Here is a 24,524-nt window from a genome sequence, read left to right as displayed (position 1 = left end):
AGACGCTAGGCCGCCGACGTGACCCGGTAGACGTCGTAGACGCCTTCCACGTTCCGGACGACGTTGAGCAGGTGCCCGAGATGCTTCGGGTCACCCATCTCGAAGGTGAACCGGCTGATCGCCACCCGGTCACCGGAAGTAGTCACGGAGGCGGACAGGATGTTTACCTTCTCGTCGGCCAGCACGCGGGTCACGTCCGAGAGCAGGCGGTGCCGGTCCAGTGCCTCCACCTGAATCGCCACCAGAAACACCGACGACGGCGACGGCGCCCACAGCACCTCGATGATCCGCTCGGCCTGCTGCTGCAACGACGCGGCGTTGGTGCAGTCGGTGCGGTGCACGCTGACGCCGCCGCCGCGGGTGACGAACCCCATGATCTGGTCGCCGGGCACCGGTGTGCAGCACTTGGCCAGCTTGGTCAGCACGCCGGGCGCACCGGGCACCGAAACACCCACGTCCTCGTTGCTGCGCGGGCGGCGCAGCATGGTTGCCGGCGTGGACCTTTCGGCCAGTTCCTCTTCGGCCTGGTCGATACCGCCGAGCTCGGCCAGCAGGCGCTGCGCGACATGGCGCGCCGACACGTGCCCTTCGCCTATCGCGGTGTAAAGCGCCGACACGTCGGTGTAGTGCAGCTCCCGGGCGACAGCTCCCATGGATTCGGCATTAACCAAGCGCTGCAACGGAAGTCCGCCGCGGCGTACCTCGCGGGCCATGACTTCCTTGCCGGCCTCCAGCGCCTCCTCGCGCCGCTCCTTGGCGAACCACTGCCGGATCTTCGTCTTGGCCCGCGGCGACACCACGAACTGCTGCCAGTCCCGCGACGGCCCGGCGTTGGGTGCCTTGGACGTGAAAACCTCTACGACTTCCCCGTTTTCCAGCTTGCGTTCCAGGGCCACCAGCCGACCGTTGACCCTGGCGCCGATGCAGCGGTGGCCGACCTCGGTGTGCACGGCGTAGGCGAAGTCCACCGGTGTGGACCCGTTGGGCAGTGTGATGACGTCACCCTTGGGGGTGAACACGAAAATCTCTTGCACCGCAAGGTCGTAACGCAACGACTCCAGGAACTCGCCAGGGTCTGCGGCCTCCCGCTGCCAGTCGAGCAGCTGACGCATCCAGGCCATGTCGTCGATCTCGGCGGCGGCATGCGGATGCGGAACGCCGTTGCGGCCCTTGGCTTCCTTGTAGCGCCAGTGCGCGGCGATACCGTATTCGGCGGTGCGGTGCATGTCGCGGGTACGGATCTGCACCTCCAGCGGTTTGCCCTCCGGCCCGACGACCGTGGTGTGCAGCGACTGGTAGACCCCGTATCGAGGCTGGGCGATGTAGTCCTTGAACCGTCCGGCCATCGGTTGCCACAGCGAATGCACCACGCCCACAGCGGCATAACAGTCCCGGATCTCGTCGCACAGAATACGGATGCCGACCAGGTCGTGGATGTCGTCGAAGTCGCGGCCCTTGACGATCATCTTCTGATAGATCGACCAGTAGTGCTTCGGCCGCCCCTCCACCGTCGCCTTGATTTTCGAGGCATTGAGGGTGTTGACGATCTCGGTGCGCACCTTGGCCAGGTAGGTGTCGCGGGACGGGGCGCGCCCGGCGACCAGCCGCACGATCTCCTCGTACTTCTTGGGATGCAGGATCGCGAACGAGAGATCCTCCAGCTCCCACTTGACGCTGGCCATACCCAGGCGATGGGCCAGGGGCGCAATGACTTCCAGAGTTTCGCGGGCCTTACGTGCCTGCTTCTCCGGCGGCAGGAAGCGCATGGTGCGCATGTTGTGCAGCCGGTCGGCCACCTTGATCACCAGCACCCGCGGATCGCGGGCCATCGCGGTGATCATCTTGCGGATGGTCTCACCCTCGGCGGCGCTGCCCAGCACGACGCGATCCAGCTTGGTCACGCCGTCGACGAGATGGCCCACCTCTTCGCCGAATTCCTCGCTCAAAGCCTCGAGCGTGTACCCGGTGTCCTCGACGGTGTCGTGCAGCAGCGCGGCAACCAGTGTGGTGGTGTCCATGCCCAACTCGGCAAGGATGTTGGCGACGGCCAGGGGGTGGGTGATGTAGGGATCGCCGGAATGGCGCAACTGGGTGGCGTGCCGCTGGTCGGCGACCTCGAAGGCCCGCTGCAGCAGCGACAGGTTGGCCTTGGGGTAGATCTCCCGGTGCACCGCCACCAGCGGCTCGAGGACGGGGTTGATGGCGCCGCTGCGGGCCGTCATCCGCCGGGCGAGCCGGGCCCGTACGCGCCGCGACGCGCTGCTGGTGGTTTTAAGCGTCTCTACCGGCGGCTCGGGCGTTTCGGGTGTTTCGGGCGTTTCGGTGACGGGCTCCACAACCGCTTCGTCGGCAGGTTCCGCGGGCGGCGCAGCAACGGCTTGTGCCGTGCTCTGATCGTCCGCCACGTCAAACCCTCCGAAAGTCGCTTCGCCCTTCGAGGATATCGCTGAACCTCATGCCCCCGCGCCACTCGAGTATCCGAGATCGACGGCAGCGTTGAAAAGTCCGAGTAGATGCCGCGCCAGCGTCGATCTCGGCGGTGACGGTCAGACACGCTGCCTAGGCGATGCTCAAGCTGTGCACGCGCATGGGCGCGAGTACGTCCCGGCCACCCAGCGCCGAAAGTTCGACGAGCACCGCGGCCCCGAGCACGTTCACCCCGATGCGCTCGAGCAAGCGCCGCGCCGCGCCCAATGTGCCGCCGGTAGCCAACACGTCGTCGATGATCACGATGGTGCGGCCCTGCAGGTCGAGGCCGTCAGCAGGGATCTCCATCGCGGCGTCGCCGTACTCCCTGGTGTAGTGCTCGCTGAGCACCGGCGGCGGTAGCTTGCCGCTCTTGCGGATGGAAAGTATGCCGGTGCCGAGCCGGGCGGCGGTGGCCGCCGCCACCAGTGATCCGCGGGATTCGATGCCGGCGACCAAGTCAGCTTCCGCGGCGATGGCGGCCAGCGCGTCAATTACCGCAGCCATGCCGTCGCGGTCGACGAATAGCGGGGTGAGGTCCTTGAACTGCACGCCGGGCTGCGGAAAGTCGGCGACGTCGCGGGTCAGCGAGGCGATCACCTGCGCCACCGGATCGCTGCCGCTCGTCACTGCATCAGGGCCCATCTGTCCATGTTCCAGCCCGCACCCCAGCGGGTCGGATTCTTGCTCACCGCATACATCTTCTTCGACATCAACAGCGTGCGCTGCTGGCGGTACAGCGGCAACGTCGGCATGTCGCCCCACAGGATCGGCGCGCTCTCGGTCAGCAGCCTGACCCGCTCGGCCGGGTCGGCGGACACCGCCAGCGCGTTGATATTGCCGTCGATCTGGGGGTTGGCATAGCCGGACAGGTTGTTGCCGTTGCCGCTGTGCAGGGTGTAGGCGTCGATCGCCGAAGATCCGCTGGATCCGCTGCCGGTGGCTCCGCCGGTGCTGGCCAGCAGCACGTCGACCTTCCCGTCCCGCAGGGCCCGCGGGCCCGGCGAGTCGACGGTGACCCCGGTCACGGTGATGCCGGCGGCGGCACACGACTTGACGATCGCGCCGACGGACGCCGCCAATCGCGCGTTGGGCCCCTGATAGCCGATCCGCACGGTCAGCGGCGCGCCATTGAGCGCATTGCGAGCCGCAACCGGATCCGCCTTGCTGAATTGGCCGGCCTGCGCGGTGCCGTCGGCCTGGCCGATGGCGTCGTCGGAAACCGGGGCCAGGCGCGAGTTGGCGATCGGCACCCCGGCGTCCCTGGCGATCACGTCGCGCGGCGTGCACAGGGCCAGCGCGCGGCGCTCACGAGCCAGCGCAAGCGGTCCCTGCAGCGCGAAGATCAGCTGCTCAATGCCGGCCGAGGGCGAATCGCTGCGCTCGTAGTTGTCCGGGGTGGCCAGCGATCCCGACGAACCGGCCGCGACGTCGACCACGTCCACATTCCGGTGGTTGACCCGGTCCTGGATGTCGGCTCCCTGCGACCGCACGGTGATCCGCTTGGTGACCGCTTTGGGTCCCCACCAGCGGTCGTTGGCCGTCAGCACCACCGTGCCGGCGTCCGGGACGGATTCGATCTTGTACGGGCCCGACGACGGGAAACGCTTGAGGTCGAGGCCGGGCTTGAGGTCCCAGATGGTGTTCCACAGCTTGGCGATCTCGTTGACCAGCTGAATTTTGTTGCCCAGCAGCGCCGCCGTCACGTCGATCTTCAGCTGGTCGGCGATGATGTGCGACGGCATCATCGAGGTCGCGGTGAACAGCTGGGCGTAGTCGACGACGCTGCGGTCCGGGATGAACGACACGCGGGCCTTCTTCTGCCCGGGAATGCACTCGATGTTGGCGATGTCGACGTAGCCGGCCTCCGTGGCGGCTTCGAAGGCGGGGAACTTGCCGGATTGGGCCGCCCAGGTCAGCACCAGGTCGTCGCAGGTCACCGGCTTGCCATCGGAGTAGACGGCGTTGTCGGCGATCTGATAGTCGAGCACCAGCGGCGCGCCACCCACGACCGAGACGGTGCCGAAGTCGTGGTCGGCGACGACTTGCCCGTCGGGGCCGTGATAACTGAAGCCGGTGAGGGTGCGGGCGAATGCCTGTGCCCCTGCCGTGGCCGCACCGACGACGGTGTTGGTGTTATAGGTGATCAGCGAGCCGTCGACCACGTAGTCGATGTGATCGGAGGCGCCGCCGGAACACGCGGTCATCGTGAAAGCTGCCGTCAGCGTCGCCGTCAGACCAACGAGTGTCCACCGGTAACCGGCCATCGCCACTAGCCCTGCCTAACGCCGGCCAGCGTTTCGCTTGCCGGTCGGACGCCGGGTGCCGGTGGGCCGCACCGGCCGCGCCCCCGGCGCCGGCTTGTTCGACGCCGTCGCCTTGGTGGCCGCGGGCTGCGTGACCATCTCGGTGGTCTCCTCCGCCGCGTCGTCATCTGCAGCGGATTTGGTCTGCTGCTCCGCTTTCTCGGTGTCCGCGTGGTCCGGAGGTTCCGAGCCTGCCGTCGACGAACCGGGCCCGCGCCGTCGGGCGACCCGGCGGCTGTGGGTGCGTACCAGTTCGGTCCGTTCACGAAGGGTGACCAGCAGCGGGGTGGCAAAGAAGATCGACGAGTAGGTGCCCACCAGGATGCCGACCAGCTGCACCAGCGCCAGGTCCTTCAGCGTGCCCACGCCGAGCAGCCATACCGCGACCACCATCAAAGCCAGGATCGGCAACACCGAGATCAGGCTGGTGTTGATGGACCGCATGAACGTCTGGTTGATCGCCAGGTTGGCCTGCTCCGCGAAGGTGCGCCGGGTGGTGTGCTGGAAGCCGTGGGTGTTCTCCTCGACCTTGTCGAACACGATGACCGTGTCGTAGAGCGAGAAGCCGAGGATTGTCAGCAGGCCGATGACAGTGGCCGGGCTGACCTCGAATCCCACCAGTGAGTACACGCCGGCGGTGACGGTCAGGTCGAAGAGCATGGTCGTCAGCGCGGAGATCGCCATGTAGCGCTCGTAGCGCACCGTGATGTAGACGCTGACCAGCGCCAGGAACACCACCAGGGCGAACAGCGCCTTCTTGGTGATCTGACCGCCCCAGGTCTCCGACACGGCCGAGTCGCTGATCGCCTGCTTGCTGGGCTTCCCGTCGGCACCCTTGGGCTGGAAGGCGTCGAACAGCGCGTTTTTCAGCTTCGCCGTCTGGTCGTTGGACAGCGTTTCGGAACGGATCTGGACGGTCGCGGAGGAGCCGCTGCCGACAATGACGACCGATTCGGCGTCACGGCCGATGGTCTTCCGGAAGACGTCCTGGACCTGAGCGGTGCGGATCGTGCCGGACCCACCTGCGATGGGCATTGACACCTTGGTGCCGCCGTTGAAATCGATCCCGAACGTGAAACCGCGCAGCAAGATGCTGACGACGGCGATCGCGACGATCGCGCCGCTGATCCCGTACCACAGCCGGCGCCGCCCGACCACCTCGAAGGCGCCGGTTCCGGTGTACAGCCGCGACAGCAGGCTGTGGTGGGGCGGCTGAGTGGCTGCCGGGGCGGAAGTCGACGCGGGCACGACTGCGGTGGATTCGGTGATTTCGGCCGCCGCGACGGTCTGGTCGGGGTCGGCGGGCTTCGTTGTGGCTTTTGTCGCGGTGGCTTTTTTCGCGGCGGCTTTTTTCGCGGCGGGTTTCTTCGCGGCCGGTTTCTTGACCGGTTGCCCGGCTGGTTTGGCAGCCTCCTGGGTGGCCTCTTCCGGCGATGCGCCAGTTGCTTTCTTGTTCGGGTCAGCTGCCATCCGTCACACCCGTTCGGTCGATCGGCCGGAAGCCCGGCGCTCGCGGGCAACTTGCTGCACGGCGCCCAGGCCGTTGTACGCCGGTTTCGACAGCGTCGACGACTTGGAGGCCAGGTACACCAGCGGCCAGGTCACCAGGAAAACCACCACCAGGTCGAGGATCGTGGTGAGACCCAGCGTGAAGGCGAATCCCTTCACCTCTCCGATCGCCAGGAAGTACAGCACCGCGGCCGCCAGGAAGGTGACGGCATTGCCCGACACGATCGTCTTGCGGGCCCGCGTCCAACCCCGGGGAACCGCCGATCGGAACGAACGGCCTTCGCGGATCTCGTCTTTGATGCGCTCGAAGAAGACGACGAAGGAGTCCGCGGTGGTACCGATACCGATGATCAGACCCGCGATGCCGGCCAGGTCCAGGGTGTAGTTGATATACCGGCCCAGCAGCACCAGGATCGCGAAAACCATTGCGCCGGAAGCGATCAGCGACAGGGCCGTGAGCAAACCCAGCACCCGGTAGTACAGCAGGGAGTACAGCAGCACCAGGATCAAACCGATGCCACCTGCGATCAGGCCCGCTCGTAGCGACGTCAATCCCAGTGTGGCCGAGACGGTTTGGGCTTCCGATGCCTCGAAGGACAGCGGCAGCGACCCGTATTTCAGCACGTTGGCCAGTTGCTTCGCCGTCGAGGCGGTGAACGGCGGATCACCACCGTTGATCTGGGTCCGCCCGCCGGGGATCGCCTCCTGGATCACCGGAGCGCTGACGACCTGGGAGTCCAGGGTGAACGCGGTCTGGGTGCCGACGTTCTTGGTGGTGAAGTCTGCCCAGGTGGCTGCTGCGGCGGGCTTGAACTGCAGATCGACGACGTAGCCCAGGCCGCGCTGGTTCATTCCCGAGCTCGCATCCTGGATCTGGTCGCCGCTGATGATCGACGGGGCCAGCAGATACACCTGCTTGTGGTCGGTCGAACACGTCACCAGCGGCAGCTTCGGATCGTCATTGCCGGCCAGGATGTCGTCATTGCCGCAGTGGGCGGCCACGTACCGCATGGCGACCATCTGTATGTACGGGTTGCTGCTCTGCCTGAATTCCTTCATCTGCTGGATGCGCTCGGCCAGCTCCTTGCGGGGATCGGGCGGCGCGGGCGCTTCACCCGGCGGCGCCTGCCCCGGTGGCGGCTCCGCCGACGCGGGTGCCCCACCGGCGGGTGCCGGGGCGGGGCTCGGTGCGGGTGCTGGGTTCGGGCTGGGCGGCGGCGTGGGGTCTTGCGGATAGGGCCGCGGTTGCGGCGCCGGCGCCGGTGCAGGGGCACCACCCGTCGGCGCGGGTTGGCCACCGGGTTGCCCAGGCGGGGGCTGCTCGCCCGGCGGTGGCTGGCCACCGGGCGCCGCGGGTGGTTTCGGCTTGGGGGGTTCCTTGGGCTGCACCGGAACCGCCTGGGTAACCGGCCGGATGTACAGGCGCGCGGTCTGCCCCAGGTTGCGGGCCTCGTTGCCGTTGGTGCCGGGCACCGTGATGATCAGGTTGTCGCCGTCGACGACGACCTCGGAACCGGAGACGCCGAGCCCGTTGACCCGCGCACTGATGATCTGCTGCGCCTGAGCCAGCGACTCACGGCTGGGGCGGGAGCCGTCCGGCGTGCGCGCGGTCAGTGTGACGCGGGTGCCGCCCTGCAGGTCGATGCCGAGCTTGGGGGCGGCCTTCTTGTCGCCGGTGAGGAACACCAGCAGGTAGACCAAAACGAGCATGATCAGGAACACCGACAGGTAGCGGGCAGGGTGCACCGGCGCCGAAGACGATGCCACGTTCCTTGAATCTCCTTGCGAATCGGTTGCTGCCCACGACAGAGCCTCCGAAAAGACTACGTGTCGCGTTCACATGCCCTTCGGGCAAGCGCCTTATCGGCGAGTCCCTGGGTCAGGAATCCTTGCTCGCGCGGCTCTCGGTTGCCGCCGCTTCGGGCGCGCTGGGGCCGTCGGCCGGACTCGCGGCTGCCTCCGCTATGCCGTCCAGATCGTCTGCGTCGTCGAAATCGGGTTCGTCGGGCAGGATCCGGTCGCGCACCGCCAGCTTCATCCAGGTGGTCACCACCCCGGGCGCGATTTCCAGGTCAACGGTGTCGTCGGTGATGGCGGTGACGGTGGCTTCCAGGCCCGACGTGGTGTGCACCCGGTCCCCGGGCTTCAAAGAGTCGTGAAGATCGATCGTGGCCTGCATCGCGCGCTTCTGGCGGCGCGCCGCGAACCACATGAACCCGCCCATGATGAGCAGGAACGGCAGGAACAAAACCAAGCTATTCATCGGTGGCCTATCTTTCGGTACCTCGTCAACCGTCCAGTGTGCCCGTCCAGTCTGTCAGGCCGGGCGGCGAGGCCTCGATCGCCCGCTGCGGCCCGCCGGAAACACTGCCTAACGGCTAGGCTTTGTTTGCGTTTTCTTTGGCGGCAGCGGGCATGCCCGCGGTGAGGAGGATTTAGTGGCCAGCCTCGAGCAGACTCGCCATCTGGTCACCGAAATCCCCGGTCCCGCATCGCTGGAACTGACCAAACGCCGCGTGGCGGCGGTGTCGCACGGCGTGGGGGTGACCATGCCGGTATTCGTGACTCGCGCGGCCGGGGGGATCCTCGAAGACGTCGACGGCAACCGGCTGATCGATCTGGGGTCGGGCATCGCCGTCACGACGATCGGCAGTTCCGCGCCCCGGGTGGTGGATGCCGTCCGCGAACAGGTGGCCGAGTTCACCCACACCTGCTTCATGGTGACGCCCTACGAGGAATACATTGCCGTCGCCGAGGAGCTCAACCGGATTACGCCGGGCAGCGGCGAGAAGCGTTCGGTGCTGTTCAACTCCGGCGCCGAGGCGGTCGAGAACGCGATCAAGGCCGCCCGTGCCTATACCCACAAGACCGCGGTGGTGGCGTTCGACCACGCCTATCACGGCCGCACCAACCTGGCGATGGCGCTCACCGCCAAGTCCATGCCCTACAAGAGCGGCTTTGGTCCGTTCGCGCCGGAGATCTACCGGGCCCCGCTGTCGTACCCGTACCGGGATGGCCTGCTCGACAAGGAGCTGGCCACCGATGGTGAACTGGCCGCCGCCCGGACCATCAGCTTCATCGAAAAGCAGGTCGGCGCCGACAATCTGGCCGCGGTCATCATCGAGCCGATCCAGGGAGAGGGCGGCTTCATCGTCCCGGCCGAGGGCTTCCTGCCCGCCCTGCTCGACTGGTGCCGCAACAACAACGTGGTGTTCATCGCCGACGAGGTGCAGACCGGGTTGGCGCGCAGCGGCGCGATGTTCGCCTGCGAGTACGAAGGCATCGAGCCCGACCTGATCGTCATCGCCAAGGGCATCGCCGACGGGTTGCCGCTGTCGGCGGTGACCGGCCGGGCCGAGATCATGGACGCCCCGCACCCCAGTGGCCTGGGCGGCACCTTCGGCGGCAATCCCGTCTGCTGCGCGGCGGCCCTGGCCACCATCGAGACCATCGAGCGCGACGGCCTGGTCCAGCGTGCTCAGGAGATCGAACGGCTGATGATGGACCGGCTGACCCGTCTGCAGGCCGCCGATGACCGGATTGGCGACGTGCGCGGTCGCGGCGCGATGATCGCCATCGAGTTGGTGAAGTCCGGAACCGCCGACCCCGACCCCGAGCTGACCTTGAAACTGGCCACCGCAACGCACGCAGCCGGTGTCATCGTCTTGACGTGCGGCATGTTCGGCAACGTCATCCGGCTGCTGCCGCCGCTGGTCATCAGCGACGAGCTACTGACCGAAGGCCTCGACGTCATGGCCGGGCTGCTCGCCGACCTCTGACCCGTCGCCGAGCGTGCTCTCAAGGAGAATGTTCGCCGAGTTTGTCGCCGTGGTTGCACGTTCGGCGTAGTCGCCGGCGCCCGCGACTCACAGCCGATTATCAGGGCCCGCCTATCGCGGAATACCATTAGCTTGAGTAACGTTCTATTTCGTCAGCGCAGCGTGGCGCACGAACCCCGATTTCTCAGCAATCGCTAGGAACTGCCATGTCGACTACTACTGACCAGCGGCTCGAGCGCCGCGTTGAAGTCCTGACCGCCAACGACCCGCAGTTCGCCGCAGCCAGACCCGACCCCGCGGTCGCCGCGGCCGTACAGCAGCCGGGCCTGAGCCTGCCGCAGATCATCCAGACCGTGCTGGAGGGCTACGCCGACCGGCCGGCCCTGGGCCAGCGCGTGGTGGAGTTCGTCAAGGACCCGAAGACCGGACGCACTGTTTTGGAGGTGCTCCCCCGCTTCGAGACCATCACCTACCGCGAGCTGGACGAGCGCGTCGGTGCCCTGGCCCGGGCGCTGACCGACGACGGTGTGCGCGCCGGCGACTGCGTCGCCGTGCTGGGCTTCAACAGCGTCGACTTCACCACGATCGACGTGGCGCTGGCCAAGACGGGCGCCGTGGCCGTTCCGCTGCAGACCAGCGCGGCCCTGGCCCAGCTGCAGCCCATCGTCGCCGAGACCGAGCCCCGCATCATTGCCGCGAGCGTGAACCAGCTGCCCGAGGCGGTCGAGCTGATCCTCGCCGGGCCCGCGCCGGCCAAGCTCTTGGTGTTCGACCACTACGCCGAGGTCGACGACCAGCGCGACGCCGTCGACGCCGCCCGGGCAGGTCTGGCGGACACCGGCGTGAGCGTCGAAACCCTGAACGAGGTGCTCGACCGCGGGAAGCGGCTTCCTGCGGTTCTTGAGCCGGTAGCGGTTCCCGACGGTGACCCGCTGGCGCTTTTGATCTACACCTCCGGCAGCACCGGCGCACCCAAGGGTGCGATGTATCCGCAGAGCAATGTCGGCAAGATGTGGTGCCGTTCGAGCAGGAACTGGTTCGGCGAAACCGCCGCGTCGATCACGCTGAACTTCATGCCGATGAGTCACGTCATGGGACGCGGCATCCTCTACGGCACGCTCGGCAACGGCGGCACGGCGTACTTCGCGGCCAAGAGCGACCTTTCCACGCTGCTGGAAGACCTCGAGCTGGTGCGGCCCACCGAGCTGAACTTCGTGCCGCGGATCTGGGAGACGCTGTATGGGGAGTATCAGCGCCAGGTCGAGCGCCGGGTGGCCGAGGGTTACGACCGCGCGGCCGCCGAAGCCGAGGTCCTGGACGAGCAACGCCAGTACCTTCTGGGCGGCCGGTTCATCTTCGCGATGACAGGCTCGGCGCCCACGTCGCCCGACCTGAAGGCGTGGGTCGAATCCCTGCTCGAGATGCATCTGCTCGACGGCTACGGCTCCACCGAGGCCGGGATGGTCTTGTTCGACGGCGAGGTGCAAAGCCCGCCGGTGATCGACTACAAGCTGGCCGACGTGCCCGACCTGGGCTACTTCGCCACCGACCGGCCGCACCCGCGCGGCGAGTTGCTGCTCAAGACCGAGAACATGTTCCCGGGCTACTACAAGCGACCGGAAACCACTGCGGGCGTCTTCGACGAGGACGGCTACTACCGGACCGGCGACGTGGTCGCCGAGGTCGCTCCCGGCCGGCTGGTGTACGTCGATCGGCGCAATAACGTGCTGAAGCTCGCGCAGGGCGAATTCGTCACCGTCGCGAAGCTGGAGGCGGTCTTCGGCAATAGCCCGCTGGTCCGCCAGATCTACGTCTACGGCAACAGCGCGCACCCCTATCTGTTGGCGGTTGTGGTGCCGACCGACGAGAATGCGTCGAAGCAAGCGATCGCCGATTCTCTGCAGACCGTCGCCAAAGAAGCCGGGCTGCAGTCCTACGAGGTGCCGCGTGACTTCATCGTCGAGACAACGCCGTGCACGCTGGAGAACGGTCTGCTGACCGGCATCCGCAAGCTGGCACGCCCGCAGCTGAAGAGCCACTACGGCGAGCGGTTGGAGCGGCTGTACGTCGAGCTGGCGGACAGCCAGGCCAGTGAGTTGAGCGAGCTGCGTCGCAGTGGCGCCGCCGCGCCGGTGCTCGACACCGTGGTCCGGGCCGCGGGTGCGCTGCTAGGCAGCGCCGCCACGGATTTGTCACCGGATGCCCACTTCACCGACTTGGGCGGAGACTCGTTGTCGGCGTTGACATTCGGCAACCTGCTACACGAGATCTTCGACATCGACGTGCCGGTCGGCGTCATCGTCTCCCCAGCCAACGACCTGGGTGCCATCGCCGCCTACATCGAGGGCGAGCGCGCTGGCTCGAAGCGCCCCACCTTCGCCTCGGTGCACGGCCGCGACGCCGTGGAGGTACACGCCGCCGACCTGACCCTGGACAAATTCATCGACGCCGAAACCCTGGCGGCCGCGCCTGGGCTGCCGTCGCCGAGTTCCGAGGTGCGCACCGTGCTGCTGACCGGCGCGACCGGCTTTTTGGGCCGGTACCTGGCGCTGGAATGGCTCGAGCGGATGGCCCTGGTCGACGGCACCGTGATCTGCCTGGTGCGGGCCAAGTCCGATGAAGAGGCCCGCGCCCGACTGGACGCCACGTTCGCCAGCGGCGACCCGAAGCTGTTGGCCCACTACCGGAATCTGGCCGTGCACCTCGAAGTGCTCGCCGGCGACAAAGGCGACGCCGACCTGGGCCTGGACGCCGCAACCTGGCAACGCCTGGCCGACACCGTCGACGTGATCGTCGACCCCGCCGCCCTGGTCAACCACGTGCTGCCCTACAGCGAACTGTTCGGCCCCAACGCGCTGGGCACCGCCGAGCTGATCCGCTTGGCACTGACCGGCAAGCAGAAGCCGTTCACGTACACCTCGACGATCGGGGTGGGCGACCAGATCGCGCCGGCCAAGTTCACCGAGGACGCCGACATCCGGAGGATCAGCGCGACGAGGCGCATCGACGACAGCTATGCCAACGGCTACGGCAACAGCAAGTGGGCCGGCGAGGTACTACTGCGCGAGGCCCACGACCTGTGCGGCCTGCCGGTGGCGGTGTTTCGCTGCGACATGATCCTGGCCGACACCACCTGGGCGGGCCAACTCAACGTGCCCGACATGTTCACCCGCATGATGCTCAGCCTGGCCGCCACCGGCGTGGCTCCGGGTTCGTTCTACGAACTCGACGCCGAGGGCAACCGTCAACGCGCCCACTACGACGGGCTGCCCGTGGAGTTCATCGCCGAGGCCATCACCGTTTTGGGACCACGGGACGGGTTCCAGACCTATCACGTGATGAATCCCTACGACGACGGCATCGGCATGGACCAATTCGTCGACTGGCTCATCGACGATGGTTGCGCGATTCAGCGCATCGCCGACTACGGCGAATGGCTGCAGCGCTTCGAGACCGCGCTGCGCGGCCTGCCGGAGAAGCAGCGTCACGCTTCGCTGCTGCCGCTGCTGCACAACTACCAGAAGCCAGAGAAGCCGGTGCGCGGATCGATTGCGCCGACGGACCGGTTCCGCGCGGCGGTTCAGGAGGCGAAAGTGGGTCCGGACAAAGACATTCCGCACATCACCCCGCCGATCATCGCCAAGTACATCAGCGACCTTCGCCTGCTCGGCCTGCTCTGATCCGGCCCCCCGCAAAGGCTCCCGAGAATTTCGGGAGCCTTCGCATCTCGCCGTAACACATCTCACACCACGCGAGCGGCATCCGTTGTTGGGAATTTAATTACTTTTGCTAACGTTCTATTTGTCAAGCGCATCGCAGCGCTGCACCGAGACTCAAACCTCCCAACCACGACAAGGGGAACTGCTATGTCGACCATCACCAGTGCAGAACGGCTTGCCCGCCGCATCGAGGACCTCTACGCCCACGACGCACAGTTCGCCGCTGCCAGGCCGAGCCCGGCGGTCGCAAAGGCCGTCGAGCGATCTGACCTCGGGCTACGGCAGATCATCCGGACCGTCATGGAGGGTTACGCCGATCGGCCGGCCTTGGGCCAGCGTGTGGTGGAGTTCGTCGAAGATCCGGAGACCGAGCGCACCGTCGTGGAGGTGCTCCCCCGCTTCGAGACCGTCACCTACCGCGAGTTGTGGGACCGCACCAACGCCTTCGCGAGCGCGCTGACGGGCGTCGTCGAGCCCGGCGACCGCGTCTGCGTGCTCGGGTTCTCCAGCGTCGACTACACCACCATCGACATGGCGGCCACCGTGCTCGGCGCGGTATCGGTCCCGCTGCAAACCAGTGCGACGGCCGCTCAGCTGCGACCCGTCGTCACCGAGACCGAGCCGGCGCTGATGGCCGCGAGCATCGACAACCTCGCCGAAGCCGTCGAGTTGGTGCTCACCGGTCACGCGCCGGCGCGGCTGATCGCGTTCGACTACCACGCCGAGGTAGATGCACATCGCGAAGCCCTCGAAGCCGCCCGAGCCCGTTTGGCCGGCACTCCGGTGATCGTCGAGACACTTGCCGACGTGCTCGAGCGCGAGCAGAACATGCCGCCGGCCCCGGCTGTCGCCGGCGCCGTCGACAATGACGCACTGGCCCTGCTGATCTACACCTCCGGCAGCACCGGCGCGCCCAAGGGCGCCATGTACCCCGCGAGCCGGGTGACCAACTTCTGGCGCAAGTCCAGCGCCTGGTTCCAAGCCGGCGGTTATCCGTCGATCACGCTGAACTTCATGCCGATGAGTCACGTGATGGGCCGTCAGGCGCTGTACGGCACGCTGTGCAACGGCGGCACCGCGTATTTCGTTGCCAAGAGCGACCTTTCGACGCTGCTCGAAGACCTTGCGCTGGTGCGCCCGACCGAGTTGAACTTCGTGCCCCGCGTGTGGGACATGCTGTTCGAGCGGTTCCAGAGCGAGGTGGACCGGCGGTCGACCGACTCCGCGGATCGGCAAGCCGTGGAGGCGCAGGTCAAGGCCGAGCTGCGCCAGGACCTGCTCGGTGGGCGGTTCGTCGCGGCGCTGACGGGCTCGGCGCCGATCTCTGCCGAGATGAAAGCGTGGGTCGAAGCCCTACTCGACATCCATCTGACCGAGGGCTACGGCTCCACCGAGGCCGGCATGGTGTTGATCGACGACCACATCCGCCGGCCCGCGGTAATCGACTACAAGCTGGTCGACGTGCCCGAGCTGGGTTACTTCCTGACCGACCGGCCGCACCCGCGCGGCGAGCTGCTGGTCAAGACCCAGAGCCTGTTCCCCGGCTACTACAAGCGGCCGGAAACTACTGCGGGCGTGTTCGACGAGGACGGCTTCTACCGCACCGGCGACGTGATGGCCGAAGTCGGCCCGGAACAGTTCGTCTACCTTGACCGGCGCAATAACGTGCTGAAGCTGTCCCAGGGCGAATTCGTGACCGTGTCCAAGCTGGAGGCGGTGTTCGGGAACAGCCCGCTGGTGCGGCAGATCTTCCTCTACGGCAACAGCGCCCGCGCGTACCTGTTGGCCGTTGTCGTGCCGACCGACGAGAACGCGTCGAAGCAAGCGATCGCCGATTCTCTGCAGACCGTCGCCAAAGAAGCCGGGCTGCAGTCCTACGAGGTGCCGCGTGACTTCATCGTCGAGACCACACCGTGGACGCTGGAGAACGGTCTGCTGACCGGCATCCGCAAGCTGGCACGCCCGCAGCTGAAGAGCCACTACGGCGAGCGGTTGGAGCGGCTGTACGTCGAGCTGGCGGACAGCCAGGCCAGTGAGTTGAGCGAGCTGCGTCGCAGTGGCGCCGCCGCGCCGGTGCTCGACACCGTGGTCCGGGCCGCGGGTGCGCTGCTAGGCAGCGCCGCCACGGATTTGTCACCGGATGCCCACTTCACCGACTTGGGCGGAGACTCGTTGTCGGCGTTGACATTCGGCAACCTGCTACACGAGATCTTCGACATCGACGTGCCGGTCGGCGTCATCGTCTCCCCAGCCAACGACCTGGGTGCCATCGCCGCCTACATCGAGGGCGAGCGCGCTGGCTCGAAGCGCCCCACCTTCGCCTCGGTGCACGGCCGCGACGCCGTGGAGGTACACGCCGCCGACCTGACCCTGGACAAATTCATCGACGCCGAAACCCTGGCGGCCGCGCCTGGGCTGCCGTCGCCGAGTTCCGAGGTGCGCACCGTGCTGCTGACCGGCGCGACCGGCTTTTTGGGCCGGTACCTGGCGCTGGAATGGCTCGAGCGGATGGCCCTGGTCGACGGCACCGTGATCTGCCTGGTGCGGGCCAAGTCCGATGAAGAGGCCCGCGCCCGACTGGACGCCACGTTCGCCAGCGGCGACCCGAAGCTGTTGGCCCACTACCGGAATCTGGCCGTGCACCTCGAAGTGCTCGCCGGCGACAAAGGCGACGCCGACCTGGGCCTGGACGCCGCAACCTGGCAACGCCTGGCCGACACCGTCGACGTGATCGTCGACCCCGCCGCCCTGGTCAACCACGTGCTGCCCTACAGCGAACTGTTCGGCCCCAACGCGCTGGGCACCGCCGAGCTGATCCGCTTGGCACTGACCGGCAAGCAGAAGCCGTTCACGTACACCTCGACGATCGGGGTGGGCGACCAGATCGCGCCGGCCAAGTTCACCGAGGACGCCGACATCCGGAGGATCAGCGCGACGAGGCGCATCGACGACAGCTATGCCAACGGCTACGGCAACAGCAAGTGGGCCGGCGAGGTACTACTGCGCGAGGCCCACGACCTGTGCGGCCTGCCGGTGGCGGTGTTTCGCTGCGACATGATCCTGGCCGACACCACCTGGGCCGGTCAGCTCAACGTGCCCGACATGTTCACCCGCATGATGCTCAGCCTGGCCGCCACCGGCGTGGCTCCGGGTTCGTTCTACGAACTCGACGCCGAGGGCAACCGTCAACGCGCCCACTACGACGGGCTGCCGGTGGAATTCATCGCCGAGGCCATCACCGTTTTGGGACCACGGGACGGGTTCCAGACCTATCACGTGATGAATCCCTACGACGACGGCATCGGCATGGACCAATTCGTCGACTGGCTCATCGACGATGGTTGCGCCATCGCGCGCATCGCCGACTACGGCGAATGGCTACAGCGCTTCGAAACCACCCTGCGCGGCCTGCCCGAAAAACAGCGCAACAGCTCACTGTTGCCACTGCTGCACAACTACCAAAAACCGCAAAACCCCATCAACGGATCGATCGCCCCCACCGACCGGTTCCGCGCAGCAGTCCAGGACGCCAAAATCGGTGCGGACAAAGACATTCCGCACATCACCCCGCCGATCATCGCCAAGTACATCAGCGACCTACAGCTGCTCGGCCTGCTCTGACGCCGACACGCAGGAGCTGCCGAATATTTTCGGCAGCTCCTGCGTCTCAACGAGCGACTCAGCTCTGCGGGTGCGGCCACCCGGCCGCCGCGGTTTCGCGCTGTCGGCGGAAACTCCTCCTCGGCCTCTTGGCTGCGGGCGAGGTTCCCACTTGCGGCCGGGTCTCGGCGTCCGGCGACACCTCGCGCGGTGGCTCTTCCAGACCGGAGTAGTAGGGCTCACCGGCCGGTTGCGCCGTGGATTCGGCGGATTCGGCAGGCTCCAACGGGTACACATCGCGGGCCAGCCGCACGGCCAGTCGGGCCAGCACGGCCCCACCCAGGAAGACGATCAGCGCACCGAGGCCGGAGAAGTACGCGATCTCGAGCGCCGCCCGCTTGCGATCCGTGCTGGCAACCGGGTCGCCGACGGACCCTAGGTGCAACACCGGGGCGATCGCGCCGCCGACGACGAACCACGCGCCGGCGAGGGTTGCCAGCCAGCCGCCGACCATCGCGCTTGCGCGGTTCCCGGAGACGATCAGCAGCAGACCCCCCACCACCGTCACGGCTCCGGGCAGCACCTCCAGCCAGCCCCGGGCTGCGGTCCACGCCCATGCACGGTCGGGCGTGTAGGCGAAGTTGAATTGGGGTCCCACGAAGGGAATCAGCGCGCCCCAGGCGCCCAGAATGACCAAGATCAGCCCTGTCACCGCGCCACGCGACCGCGGCATTCGCAGCCGGCCCGGACGGTTGCTTTCCACGTTTTTCATGACATCTCCTCGCTTCGGTACCGCGCTGGAGTACCCGGCCTCAGTGACACCGAAGCAGCGATGCCACGCGCAAAACACCATGCGGCGTGGCCAATGTGGCTGCTGAGGCTATTGTTATTGATGTGGCGAAATGTTACGCCGCCAGAGCCGCCGCGACCAGCACCACAGCGATGGCCGGGAAGAGACCCTGGATCAACGCGGCGCGCGCCTTGTCCCGCGCGGAGATCAACAGCACCACCGCCGCCAACCCCATCGATCCCACGCCGGCGAAGATCAGTGCTGCTCCGACGGCCTTGTGCCCCATCGCGATCGCGGCGATGCCGACAGCGGTGACGATCGCCAGAAACAAGTTGTAAAAGCCCTGGTTGAGCGCGAGCTGCTTGGTGGTCTCGGCTTCTTCGGGCGTGGTGCCGAAAGTGGCGCGAGTCCGCGCCGAAGTCCAGGTCAGCGACTCCATCGTGAAGATGTAGACGTGCAGCAGGGCGGCCAGCCCGGCGAACACCAGTCCTGCGATCAGCACAAGTGCCTCCTAGTCGAACAGGCCCGGCTGCCCGAAACCGCTGACCCCCACGGGCGGAACCATGCCCAGGTGGGTCCATGCCTGGGCGGTGGCCACCCGGCCGCGCGGGGTACGGGCGACCATACCCGCCCGGACCAGAAACGGCTCGCACACCTCCTCGACGGTCGCCGCCTCCTCCCCTACCGCCACTGCCAGCGTCGACACCCCGACCGGTCCGCCGCCGAAACTGCGGGTCAGCGCGGACAACACCGCCCGGTCCAGCCGGTCCAGGCCGAGCTCGTCGACGTCGTAGACCGCCAGCGCGGACTTGGCTACGTCGCGGGTGATCACCCCGTCGGCGCGTACCTCGGCGAAGTCACGGACCCGGCGCAGCAGCCGGTTGGCGATCCGTGGCGTGCCGCGCGAACGTAGGGCGATCTCCGCGGCGGCCTCGGCGCCCAGCTCGATGCCCAGGATCCCGGCGGAGCGGGCCAGCACCCGCTCCAGTTCGGCGGGCTCGTAGAAATCCATGTGCGCGGTGAAGCCGAACCGATCGCGCAGCGGCCCGGTCAGCGCCCCGGACCGGGTGGTCGCGCCGACCAGGGTGAATGGGGCGACCTCCAAGGGAATCGAGGTCGCCCCGGGACCTTTGCCGACGACCACGTCGACCCGGAAGTCCTCCATCGCCAAATAGAGCATCTCCTCGGCCGGCCGGGCGATCCGGTGGATCTCGTCGATGAAGAGCACGTCGTGCTCGACCAGGTTGGACAGCATCGCGGCCAGGTCGCCGGCTCGTTCCAGGGCGGGCCCGGACGTCACCCGCAGCGAGGAGCCGAGCTCGGCGGCGATGATCATCGCCAGCGACGTCTTACCCAGCCCGGGGGGCCCGGATAGCAGGATGTGATCCGGTGTGCCGCCGCGGTTCTTGGCGCCCTCGATGACCAGTTGCAGTTGTTCGCGCACCCGCGGCTGGCCGATGAACTCGCGCAGCGACCGCGGTCGCAGGCTGCCGTCGATGTCGCCCTCGCCAGACAGCAGGGCCCCCGAGATCTCGCGCGCCTCGGGATCTGCGGATTCTGAGGGATCGGCGTTCATTTCGACTTTCCTAGCAGCGACAAGGCGGCGCGCAGGGCACTCGACGTAGTCGCGGCGTGCTCACCGACCAGGACTTTGTCGGTGGCCTCCTCGGCCTGCTTGGCGGCAAAGCCGAGGCCGACGAGAGCCTCGACCACGGGACTGCGCACCGCGTGCCCGTTGACCGCGGGTGCGCCCGCGGAAGTGCCCGCCGGACCCACCTTGTCGCGCAGCTCCAGCACCATGCGTTCGGCGCCGCGCTTTCCGATGCCGGGCACCCGGGTCAGTGCGGAGACGTCGCCGTCGGCCAGTGCCAGCCGCAGGGCCGCGGCGTCGTGCACGGCCAGCGTTGCCATCGCCAGCCGGGGCCCGACGCCCGATACGGACAGCAGCGTCAGGAACAGGTCGCGGGTTTCCCCGTCGCAGAACCCGTACAACGTCATGGAATCCTCGCGCACGACCATCGCCGTAACCAGCCGGGCCTCGGTCCCCTGCCGCAGCGTCGCCAACGTCGACGGCGTCGCGTTCACCCGGTAACCGACGCCGGCGGCCTCGATCACCACATGGTCGAGCGCCACCTCGAGCACCTCACCGCGAACCGAGGCGATCATCGCGCGGCCTTCAGTTTGGCGAGGTAGGCGTGTCGCTGCTGGGCGGCCAGCGCCTGAGCCGCGGCCATCCGCTCGATCATCGGCGCCCTCCAGCAGTGGCAGATCGCCAGGGCCAACGCGTCCGCCGCGTCGGCTGGTGTCGGTTTGGCTTGCAGCGCAAGGATTTTGGTGACCATCGCAGTGACCTGTGCTTTGTCGGCGGCGCCGTTGCCGGTCACCGCGGCCTTGACCTCGCTGGGGGTATGAAAGTACACGTCGATCCCGCGCTTGGCAGCTGCCAGGGCGATCACCCCGCCGGCCTGGGCGGTGCCCATCACCGTCGCCACATTGTGCTGGGAGAACACCCGCTCGATGGCCAGCACGTCGGGACGATGCGTGTCCAGCCAGTGTTCGACGGCGTCGCTGATGCTCATCAGGCGCTGGCTCAGCGGTGTGTTCGATGGTGTGCGCACCACATCGACATCCAGTGCGACGACGTGCCGGCCGGTTCCGCTTTCGACGACGGACAGCCCACAGCGCGTCAGGCCGGGGTCGACGCCCATCACCCGCATCGTCTGCTCCCGCGTGGTAGGAAAATTGCTCTGGGTACGAACAGCTGTTCGATAGCCTAACGGGCGTCACCGACAGCGCCGGGTAGGACACGCGGTCAGGGCGGCGTCGTGAATGGTAGGTTTTCTACCATGCGTACGACCATTGACGCAGCGGGGCGCTTGGTGATCCCCAAGCGGATCCGCGACCGCCTCGGATTGCGCGGCAATGATCAGGTGGAGGTCACCGAGCGCGATGGCCGCATCGAGATTGAGCCGGCACCCACCCACGTCGACCTGGTTCGCGACGGTTCCGTCCTCGTCGCCAGACCGGAACGTCCCCTGCCTCCGCTGACCGACGAGATCGTTCGGGAAACGCTTGATCGCGTACGGCGGTGATGGCACCAGACACCAGCGTTCTCATTGCCGGATTCGCCACATGGCACGAGGCACACGAATCGGCGGTGCATGCGCTCAACCGTGGTGTCCATTTGATCGCCCACACGGTACTGGAGACTTATTCTGTTTTGACACGTCTTCCGCCGCCGCATCGCGTTAATCCTGTTGTTGTTCACGCCTACTTGGCGGACGTCACCTCCAACGACTACCTGACGCTCGACGCGCGCTCACATCTCGGCTTGATCGACCACCTTGCCAAGCGCGGTATCACTGGTGGCGCGGCATACGACGCGCTGGTCGGATTCACGGCCAAAGCTGCTGGGGCAACACTGTTGACCAGGGATGTGCGGGCGGCTACTACATACGAGGCGTTGCAACTCGAGTTCGAGTTCGTGACATGACGAGCCAGGCTGTTACGTTGAATCGCGCTAAGGAAGGAACTGCCGGTGCCACTCCATCACCTCGCCGTGGCTCCGGCGGACGTATCCGGGACGAAACTCGGGCTCGCCCTCAATGTGCCGGCGCCGCGGCCGTTGGCGACCTACCGAATGGACCACCCCGATCGCGGTGCACTGCTACTCGGGGTCCTCGGCGCATCGCATGTCGTCAGCGTGGATCACCCGGGATGCCGTTTCTCCGAACAGGTTTCGTGCGCCGCGGGCGGAGACGGCCAGCTGCCGGAGTCCACGGACGCGCCGGGCTACTCGCTGGAGTCCCGCACCGAGACCCACGATGAGGCGACGTTCCGCCGGATCGCCGCGGATCTCCGCGAGCGCTGCGCGGCCGAAACCGGTTGGCTGGGCGGAATGTTCCCCGGAGACGAGGCGGCGCTGACGGTACTGGCCGCCGAACCCGACGGCGCCGGCTGGCGCTGGCAAACGTGGCATTTGTACCCGCACTGCTCCGGCTCCGGCGGCACCGTGGTCCGCACCGCGAGCCGCTGGCACCCGTGAGCCGGCGCGGTCACTCCTCGTCGAGAGCGGCCAGCACCTCGTCGGACACGTCGACGTTCGTCCAGACGTTCTGCACGTCGTCGCTGTCTTCCAGCGCGTCGACCAGCTTGAACACCTTGCGGGCGCCGTCGATGTCGACGGGCACATTCACCGACGGCTGGAAACTGGCCTCGGCGGACTCGTAGTCGATACCGGCGTCCTGCAAGGCGGTACGCACCGCCACCAGGTCGCCTGGCTCGGTGATGATCTCGAAGCTGTCGCCGAGGTCGTTGACGTCCTCGGCGCCCGCCTCGAGCACCGCCAACAACACGTCGTCTTCGGTCAGGCCGTTCTTCTCCAGGGTCACGACACCCTTGCGGGAGAAGAGGTAGGCCACCGAGCCCGGGTCGGCCATGGTGCCGCCGTTGCGAGTCATCGCCACCCGCACCTCGCTGGCGGCGCGATTGCGGTTGTCCGTCAGGCACTCGATCAGCACCGCCACGCCGTTGGGCGCGTATCCCTCGTAGGTTATGGTTTGCCAGTCGGCGCCGCCGGCCTCTTCGCCGGCCCCGCGTTTGCGGGCCTTCTCGATGTTGTCGTTGGGTACCGAACTCTTCTTCGCCTTCTGGATGGCGTCATAGAGCGTCGGGTTGCCCGCCGGGTCACCGCCGCCGACCCGGGCCGCAACCTCGATGTTCTTGATCAGCCGGGCGAACATCTTGCCGCGGCGGGCATCGATGACGGCCTTCTTGTGCTTGGTGGTGGCCCACTTCGAATGGCCGCTCATCCCCTACTACCTCGTTTTTCTGGTTCTATGGCTCGACAAGTTCGCCAAACGAGTCTACGTGGACGGCTCCGGGCCGTCGCCCGGCGGGAAGAACCCCGGTAACCATCGCTCGGCCAAGGCTGCGTAGTCCACATGCGCGTCCAACTGCACGGCCACACCGAGCAGACCACCCAAAGTGCGCAGCAACATCACATACCCGGGTGGGATGGTCAACTGACGGGCCACCTTGAACCGCTCGCCGAATCCCTCCCGGAGCGGATCAGTGGTGGCCAATGCCGACTTCTGGAACCACTTACGGGTGAAATGAAATTCGCCGGCCCGCAGCGGGTCGATATAGGCCCACAGCGGTCCGATGTACTCCACCACCTGCCCGGCAGTCAGGTCGTAATCGCGCGGCATGAACCCGAGCTTCTTCAACAACCGGATTACTTCATCCCACTGTTCGTCCCGCGCCCAGCACAGGAGTTCACCGAATTCGGCGGGGACGCCGCCGGGATGCGCGGAGACGGCACCGAAATCGATGACTCCCAGGCGGCCGTCGGCCATCGTCATGAAATTGCCCGGATGGGGGTCGGCGTGCACCAGTCCGACGCGCGCCGGTGAGCTCACCGTGAACTCGACGAGCAAGGCGCACACGGCATTTCGTTCGTCCGGGGTGCCCTCGGCAATGATGTTGGAAAGACGCCTGCCCTCCATCCACTCCGAGATGATGACCTTCGGCGCGCTGGCGACGACTGCCGGTACGCAGAACTTCTGATCGCCCGCAAACACTTTCGCGAAGGCGCGCTGATAGTCGGCCTCCTGACGGTAGTCCAGCTCCGCTTCGATGCGCTCGCTGACCTCTGCCACGAGGCGGTCCACATCTGCGCGCGGCGCAATCTGCTTGGCGAGCCAGGAGAACCGTCGTATCAACTTGAGGTCCGCGCGCAGCGCCTCATCGGCGCCGGGGTATTGGACCTTGACGGCGACCTCACGCCCGTCCTTCCACCTGCCCTTGTGAACCTGCCCGATGCTTGCGGAGGCGACGGGGATGTCGTCGAAGGAGTCGAAGCGTTGACGCCATTTGGTGCCCAGCTGGGCGTCGAGTACCCGGTGCACCTTTGCTGCCGGTAGCGGAGGGGCCTCGGTTTGCAGCTTGACCAAGGCCTCGCGGAACGGCTCGGCGAACTGCGGTGGTATCGCGGCCTCCATCACCGACAACGCCTGACCGACCTTCATGGCACCGCCCTTGAGCTCGCCCAGCACCTGGAACAGCTCGTCTGCGGCTTTCTCCAGAAGTTCCGCGTTGACCTCTTCCCTGGACTTGCCGCTCATTCGCTTGCCCACGCCAAGAGCGGCGCGTCCGGCCGCGCCCGCTGGAAGGCTCGCCAGCTTTGCCACGCGTCCCAATCGGCCCCGCACGATGTCGGCCATGCACACATCATGCCTGGCGGGCGTCTGATCACGAGAGCGCGCGTTCAGCGTGAATTGACGGCTTTCGGTGTGAACTGACGGCTTTCGACGTGAGCCTACGGCGGGCATCAAGCGCGAATCCCCACCCAGGC

At 66.9% G+C, this 24,524-nt stretch carries 19 protein-coding genes; 6 read left to right on the top strand and 13 right to left on the bottom strand.

Annotation, left to right across the window (positions count from 1 at the left end; translation table 11 throughout):
* Positions 1-5 precede the first annotated feature (5 nt).
* The 6 genes from A9W99_RS19150 to yajC all read right to left on the bottom strand — a co-directional run bounded on the left by A9W99_RS19150 (position 6) and on the right by yajC (position 8,544).
* On the bottom strand, positions 6-2,405 hold the full coding sequence (locus A9W99_RS19150) for a bifunctional (p)ppGpp synthetase/guanosine-3',5'-bis(diphosphate) 3'-pyrophosphohydrolase (RefSeq protein ID WP_067381645.1): 2,400 nt from the start codon (positions 2,403-2,405) through the stop codon (positions 6-8).
* Between the two features lie 154 nt (positions 2,406-2,559).
* Complete coding sequence (locus A9W99_RS19145) at positions 2,560-3,111, bottom strand: adenine phosphoribosyltransferase (protein ID WP_082930099.1); 552 nt, start codon at positions 3,109-3,111, stop codon at positions 2,560-2,562.
* Positions 3,093-4,733, bottom strand: coding sequence for an ABC transporter substrate-binding protein (locus A9W99_RS19140; RefSeq protein WP_067381808.1), 1,641 nt, complete (start codon positions 4,731-4,733; stop codon positions 3,093-3,095). The genes A9W99_RS19145 and A9W99_RS19140 overlap by 19 nt, the downstream gene beginning before the upstream one ends.
* A 15-nt stretch (positions 4,734-4,748) precedes the next feature.
* On the bottom strand, positions 4,749-6,242 hold the full coding sequence (gene secF, locus A9W99_RS19135) for a protein translocase subunit SecF (protein ID WP_253870063.1): 1,494 nt from the start codon (positions 6,240-6,242) through the stop codon (positions 4,749-4,751).
* Positions 6,243-6,245: 3 nt separating this feature from the next.
* The gene (gene secD / locus A9W99_RS19130; RefSeq protein WP_067381642.1) at positions 6,246-8,048 is read right to left on the bottom strand and encodes a protein translocase subunit SecD; all 1,803 of its coding nucleotides are present in this window, start codon (positions 8,046-8,048) and stop codon (positions 6,246-6,248) included.
* A gap of 112 nt (positions 8,049-8,160) precedes the next feature.
* Positions 8,161-8,544, bottom strand: a complete 384-nt coding sequence (gene yajC, locus A9W99_RS19125) for a preprotein translocase subunit YajC (RefSeq protein ID WP_067381638.1) — start codon at positions 8,542-8,544, stop codon at positions 8,161-8,163.
* A 175-nt stretch (positions 8,545-8,719) separates the two neighbouring features.
* On the opposite strand from yajC, the gene gabT reads away from it, so the two are divergent.
* From gabT to car (A9W99_RS19110), 3 genes are all read left to right on the top strand, one after another.
* Complete coding sequence (gene gabT / locus A9W99_RS19120; RefSeq protein WP_067381635.1) at positions 8,720-10,060, top strand: 4-aminobutyrate--2-oxoglutarate transaminase; 1,341 nt, start codon at positions 8,720-8,722, stop codon at positions 10,058-10,060.
* A gap of 206 nt (positions 10,061-10,266) precedes the next feature.
* Positions 10,267-13,740 carry a carboxylic acid reductase gene (gene car / locus A9W99_RS19115; protein ID WP_067381632.1) on the top strand — a complete coding sequence of 1,158 codons (3,474 nt, stop codon included), beginning with the start codon at positions 10,267-10,269 and terminating at the stop codon, positions 13,738-13,740.
* Positions 13,741-13,926: 186 nt separating this feature from the next.
* Positions 13,927-17,400 (top strand): carboxylic acid reductase, encoded by a 3,474-nt coding sequence (gene car, locus A9W99_RS19110; RefSeq protein ID WP_067381628.1) that lies wholly within the window; start codon positions 13,927-13,929, stop codon positions 17,398-17,400.
* Positions 17,401-17,458: 58 nt separating this feature from the next.
* Here the strand turns inward: car (A9W99_RS19110) and A9W99_RS19105 are convergent, their stop codons facing one another.
* The 5 genes from A9W99_RS19105 to ruvC form a co-directional block, all read right to left on the bottom strand.
* Positions 17,459-18,151, bottom strand: a complete 693-nt coding sequence (locus A9W99_RS19105) for a hypothetical protein (RefSeq protein WP_067381806.1) — start codon at positions 18,149-18,151, stop codon at positions 17,459-17,461.
* Between the two features lie 133 nt (positions 18,152-18,284).
* Positions 18,285-18,671, bottom strand: coding sequence for a DUF1304 domain-containing protein (locus tag A9W99_RS19100; protein ID WP_067381625.1), 387 nt, complete (start codon positions 18,669-18,671; stop codon positions 18,285-18,287).
* A gap of 9 nt (positions 18,672-18,680) precedes the next feature.
* Positions 18,681-19,745, bottom strand: a complete 1,065-nt coding sequence (gene ruvB, locus A9W99_RS19095) for a Holliday junction branch migration DNA helicase RuvB (RefSeq protein WP_067381622.1) — start codon at positions 19,743-19,745, stop codon at positions 18,681-18,683.
* Positions 19,742-20,335, bottom strand: a complete 594-nt coding sequence (gene ruvA, locus A9W99_RS19090; protein WP_067381619.1) for a Holliday junction branch migration protein RuvA — start codon at positions 20,333-20,335, stop codon at positions 19,742-19,744. Before ruvA ends, ruvB begins: the two co-directional genes overlap by 4 nt.
* Positions 20,332-20,886 (bottom strand): crossover junction endodeoxyribonuclease RuvC, encoded by a 555-nt coding sequence (gene ruvC, locus A9W99_RS19085; protein ID WP_067381617.1) that lies wholly within the window; start codon positions 20,884-20,886, stop codon positions 20,332-20,334. Before ruvC ends, ruvA begins: the two co-directional genes overlap by 4 nt.
* A gap of 129 nt (positions 20,887-21,015) precedes the next feature.
* On the opposite strand from ruvC, the gene A9W99_RS19080 reads away from it, so the two are divergent.
* Genes A9W99_RS19080 through A9W99_RS19070 form a run of 3 tightly spaced genes read left to right on the top strand, consistent with a single transcriptional unit; the run spans position 21,016 to position 22,214 of the window.
* A complete protein-coding gene (locus A9W99_RS19080) occupies positions 21,016-21,261 on the top strand; it encodes an AbrB/MazE/SpoVT family DNA-binding domain-containing protein (RefSeq protein WP_067381614.1) in 246 nt (81 codons plus the stop codon).
* A complete protein-coding gene (locus tag A9W99_RS19075; RefSeq protein WP_067381611.1) occupies positions 21,258-21,662 on the top strand; it encodes a type II toxin-antitoxin system VapC family toxin in 405 nt (134 codons plus the stop codon). The genes A9W99_RS19080 and A9W99_RS19075 overlap by 4 nt, the downstream gene beginning before the upstream one ends.
* 45 nt (positions 21,663-21,707) lie before the next feature.
* Positions 21,708-22,214: a DUF2617 family protein gene (locus A9W99_RS19070; protein ID WP_067381607.1), complete on the top strand. Its 507-nt coding sequence runs from the start codon at positions 21,708-21,710 to the stop codon at positions 22,212-22,214.
* Positions 22,215-22,224: 10 nt separating this feature from the next.
* Here the strand turns inward: A9W99_RS19070 and A9W99_RS19065 are convergent, their stop codons facing one another.
* A complete protein-coding gene (locus tag A9W99_RS19065) occupies positions 22,225-22,980 on the bottom strand; it encodes a YebC/PmpR family DNA-binding transcriptional regulator (RefSeq protein WP_067381604.1) in 756 nt (251 codons plus the stop codon).
* Between the two features lie 54 nt (positions 22,981-23,034).
* Positions 23,035-24,393 (bottom strand): AarF/ABC1/UbiB kinase family protein, encoded by a 1,359-nt coding sequence (locus A9W99_RS19060; protein WP_067381600.1) that lies wholly within the window; start codon positions 24,391-24,393, stop codon positions 23,035-23,037.
* Between the last annotated feature and the right edge of the window lie 131 nt (positions 24,394-24,524).

The sequence above is a fragment of the Mycobacterium sp. 1164966.3 genome, from assembly GCF_001665395.1.
GTDB lineage: Bacteria > Actinomycetota > Actinomycetes > Mycobacteriales > Mycobacteriaceae > Mycobacterium.
Note: the sequence above shows the minus strand (reverse complement) of the source record. Positions and strands in the feature narration are given on the sequence as shown.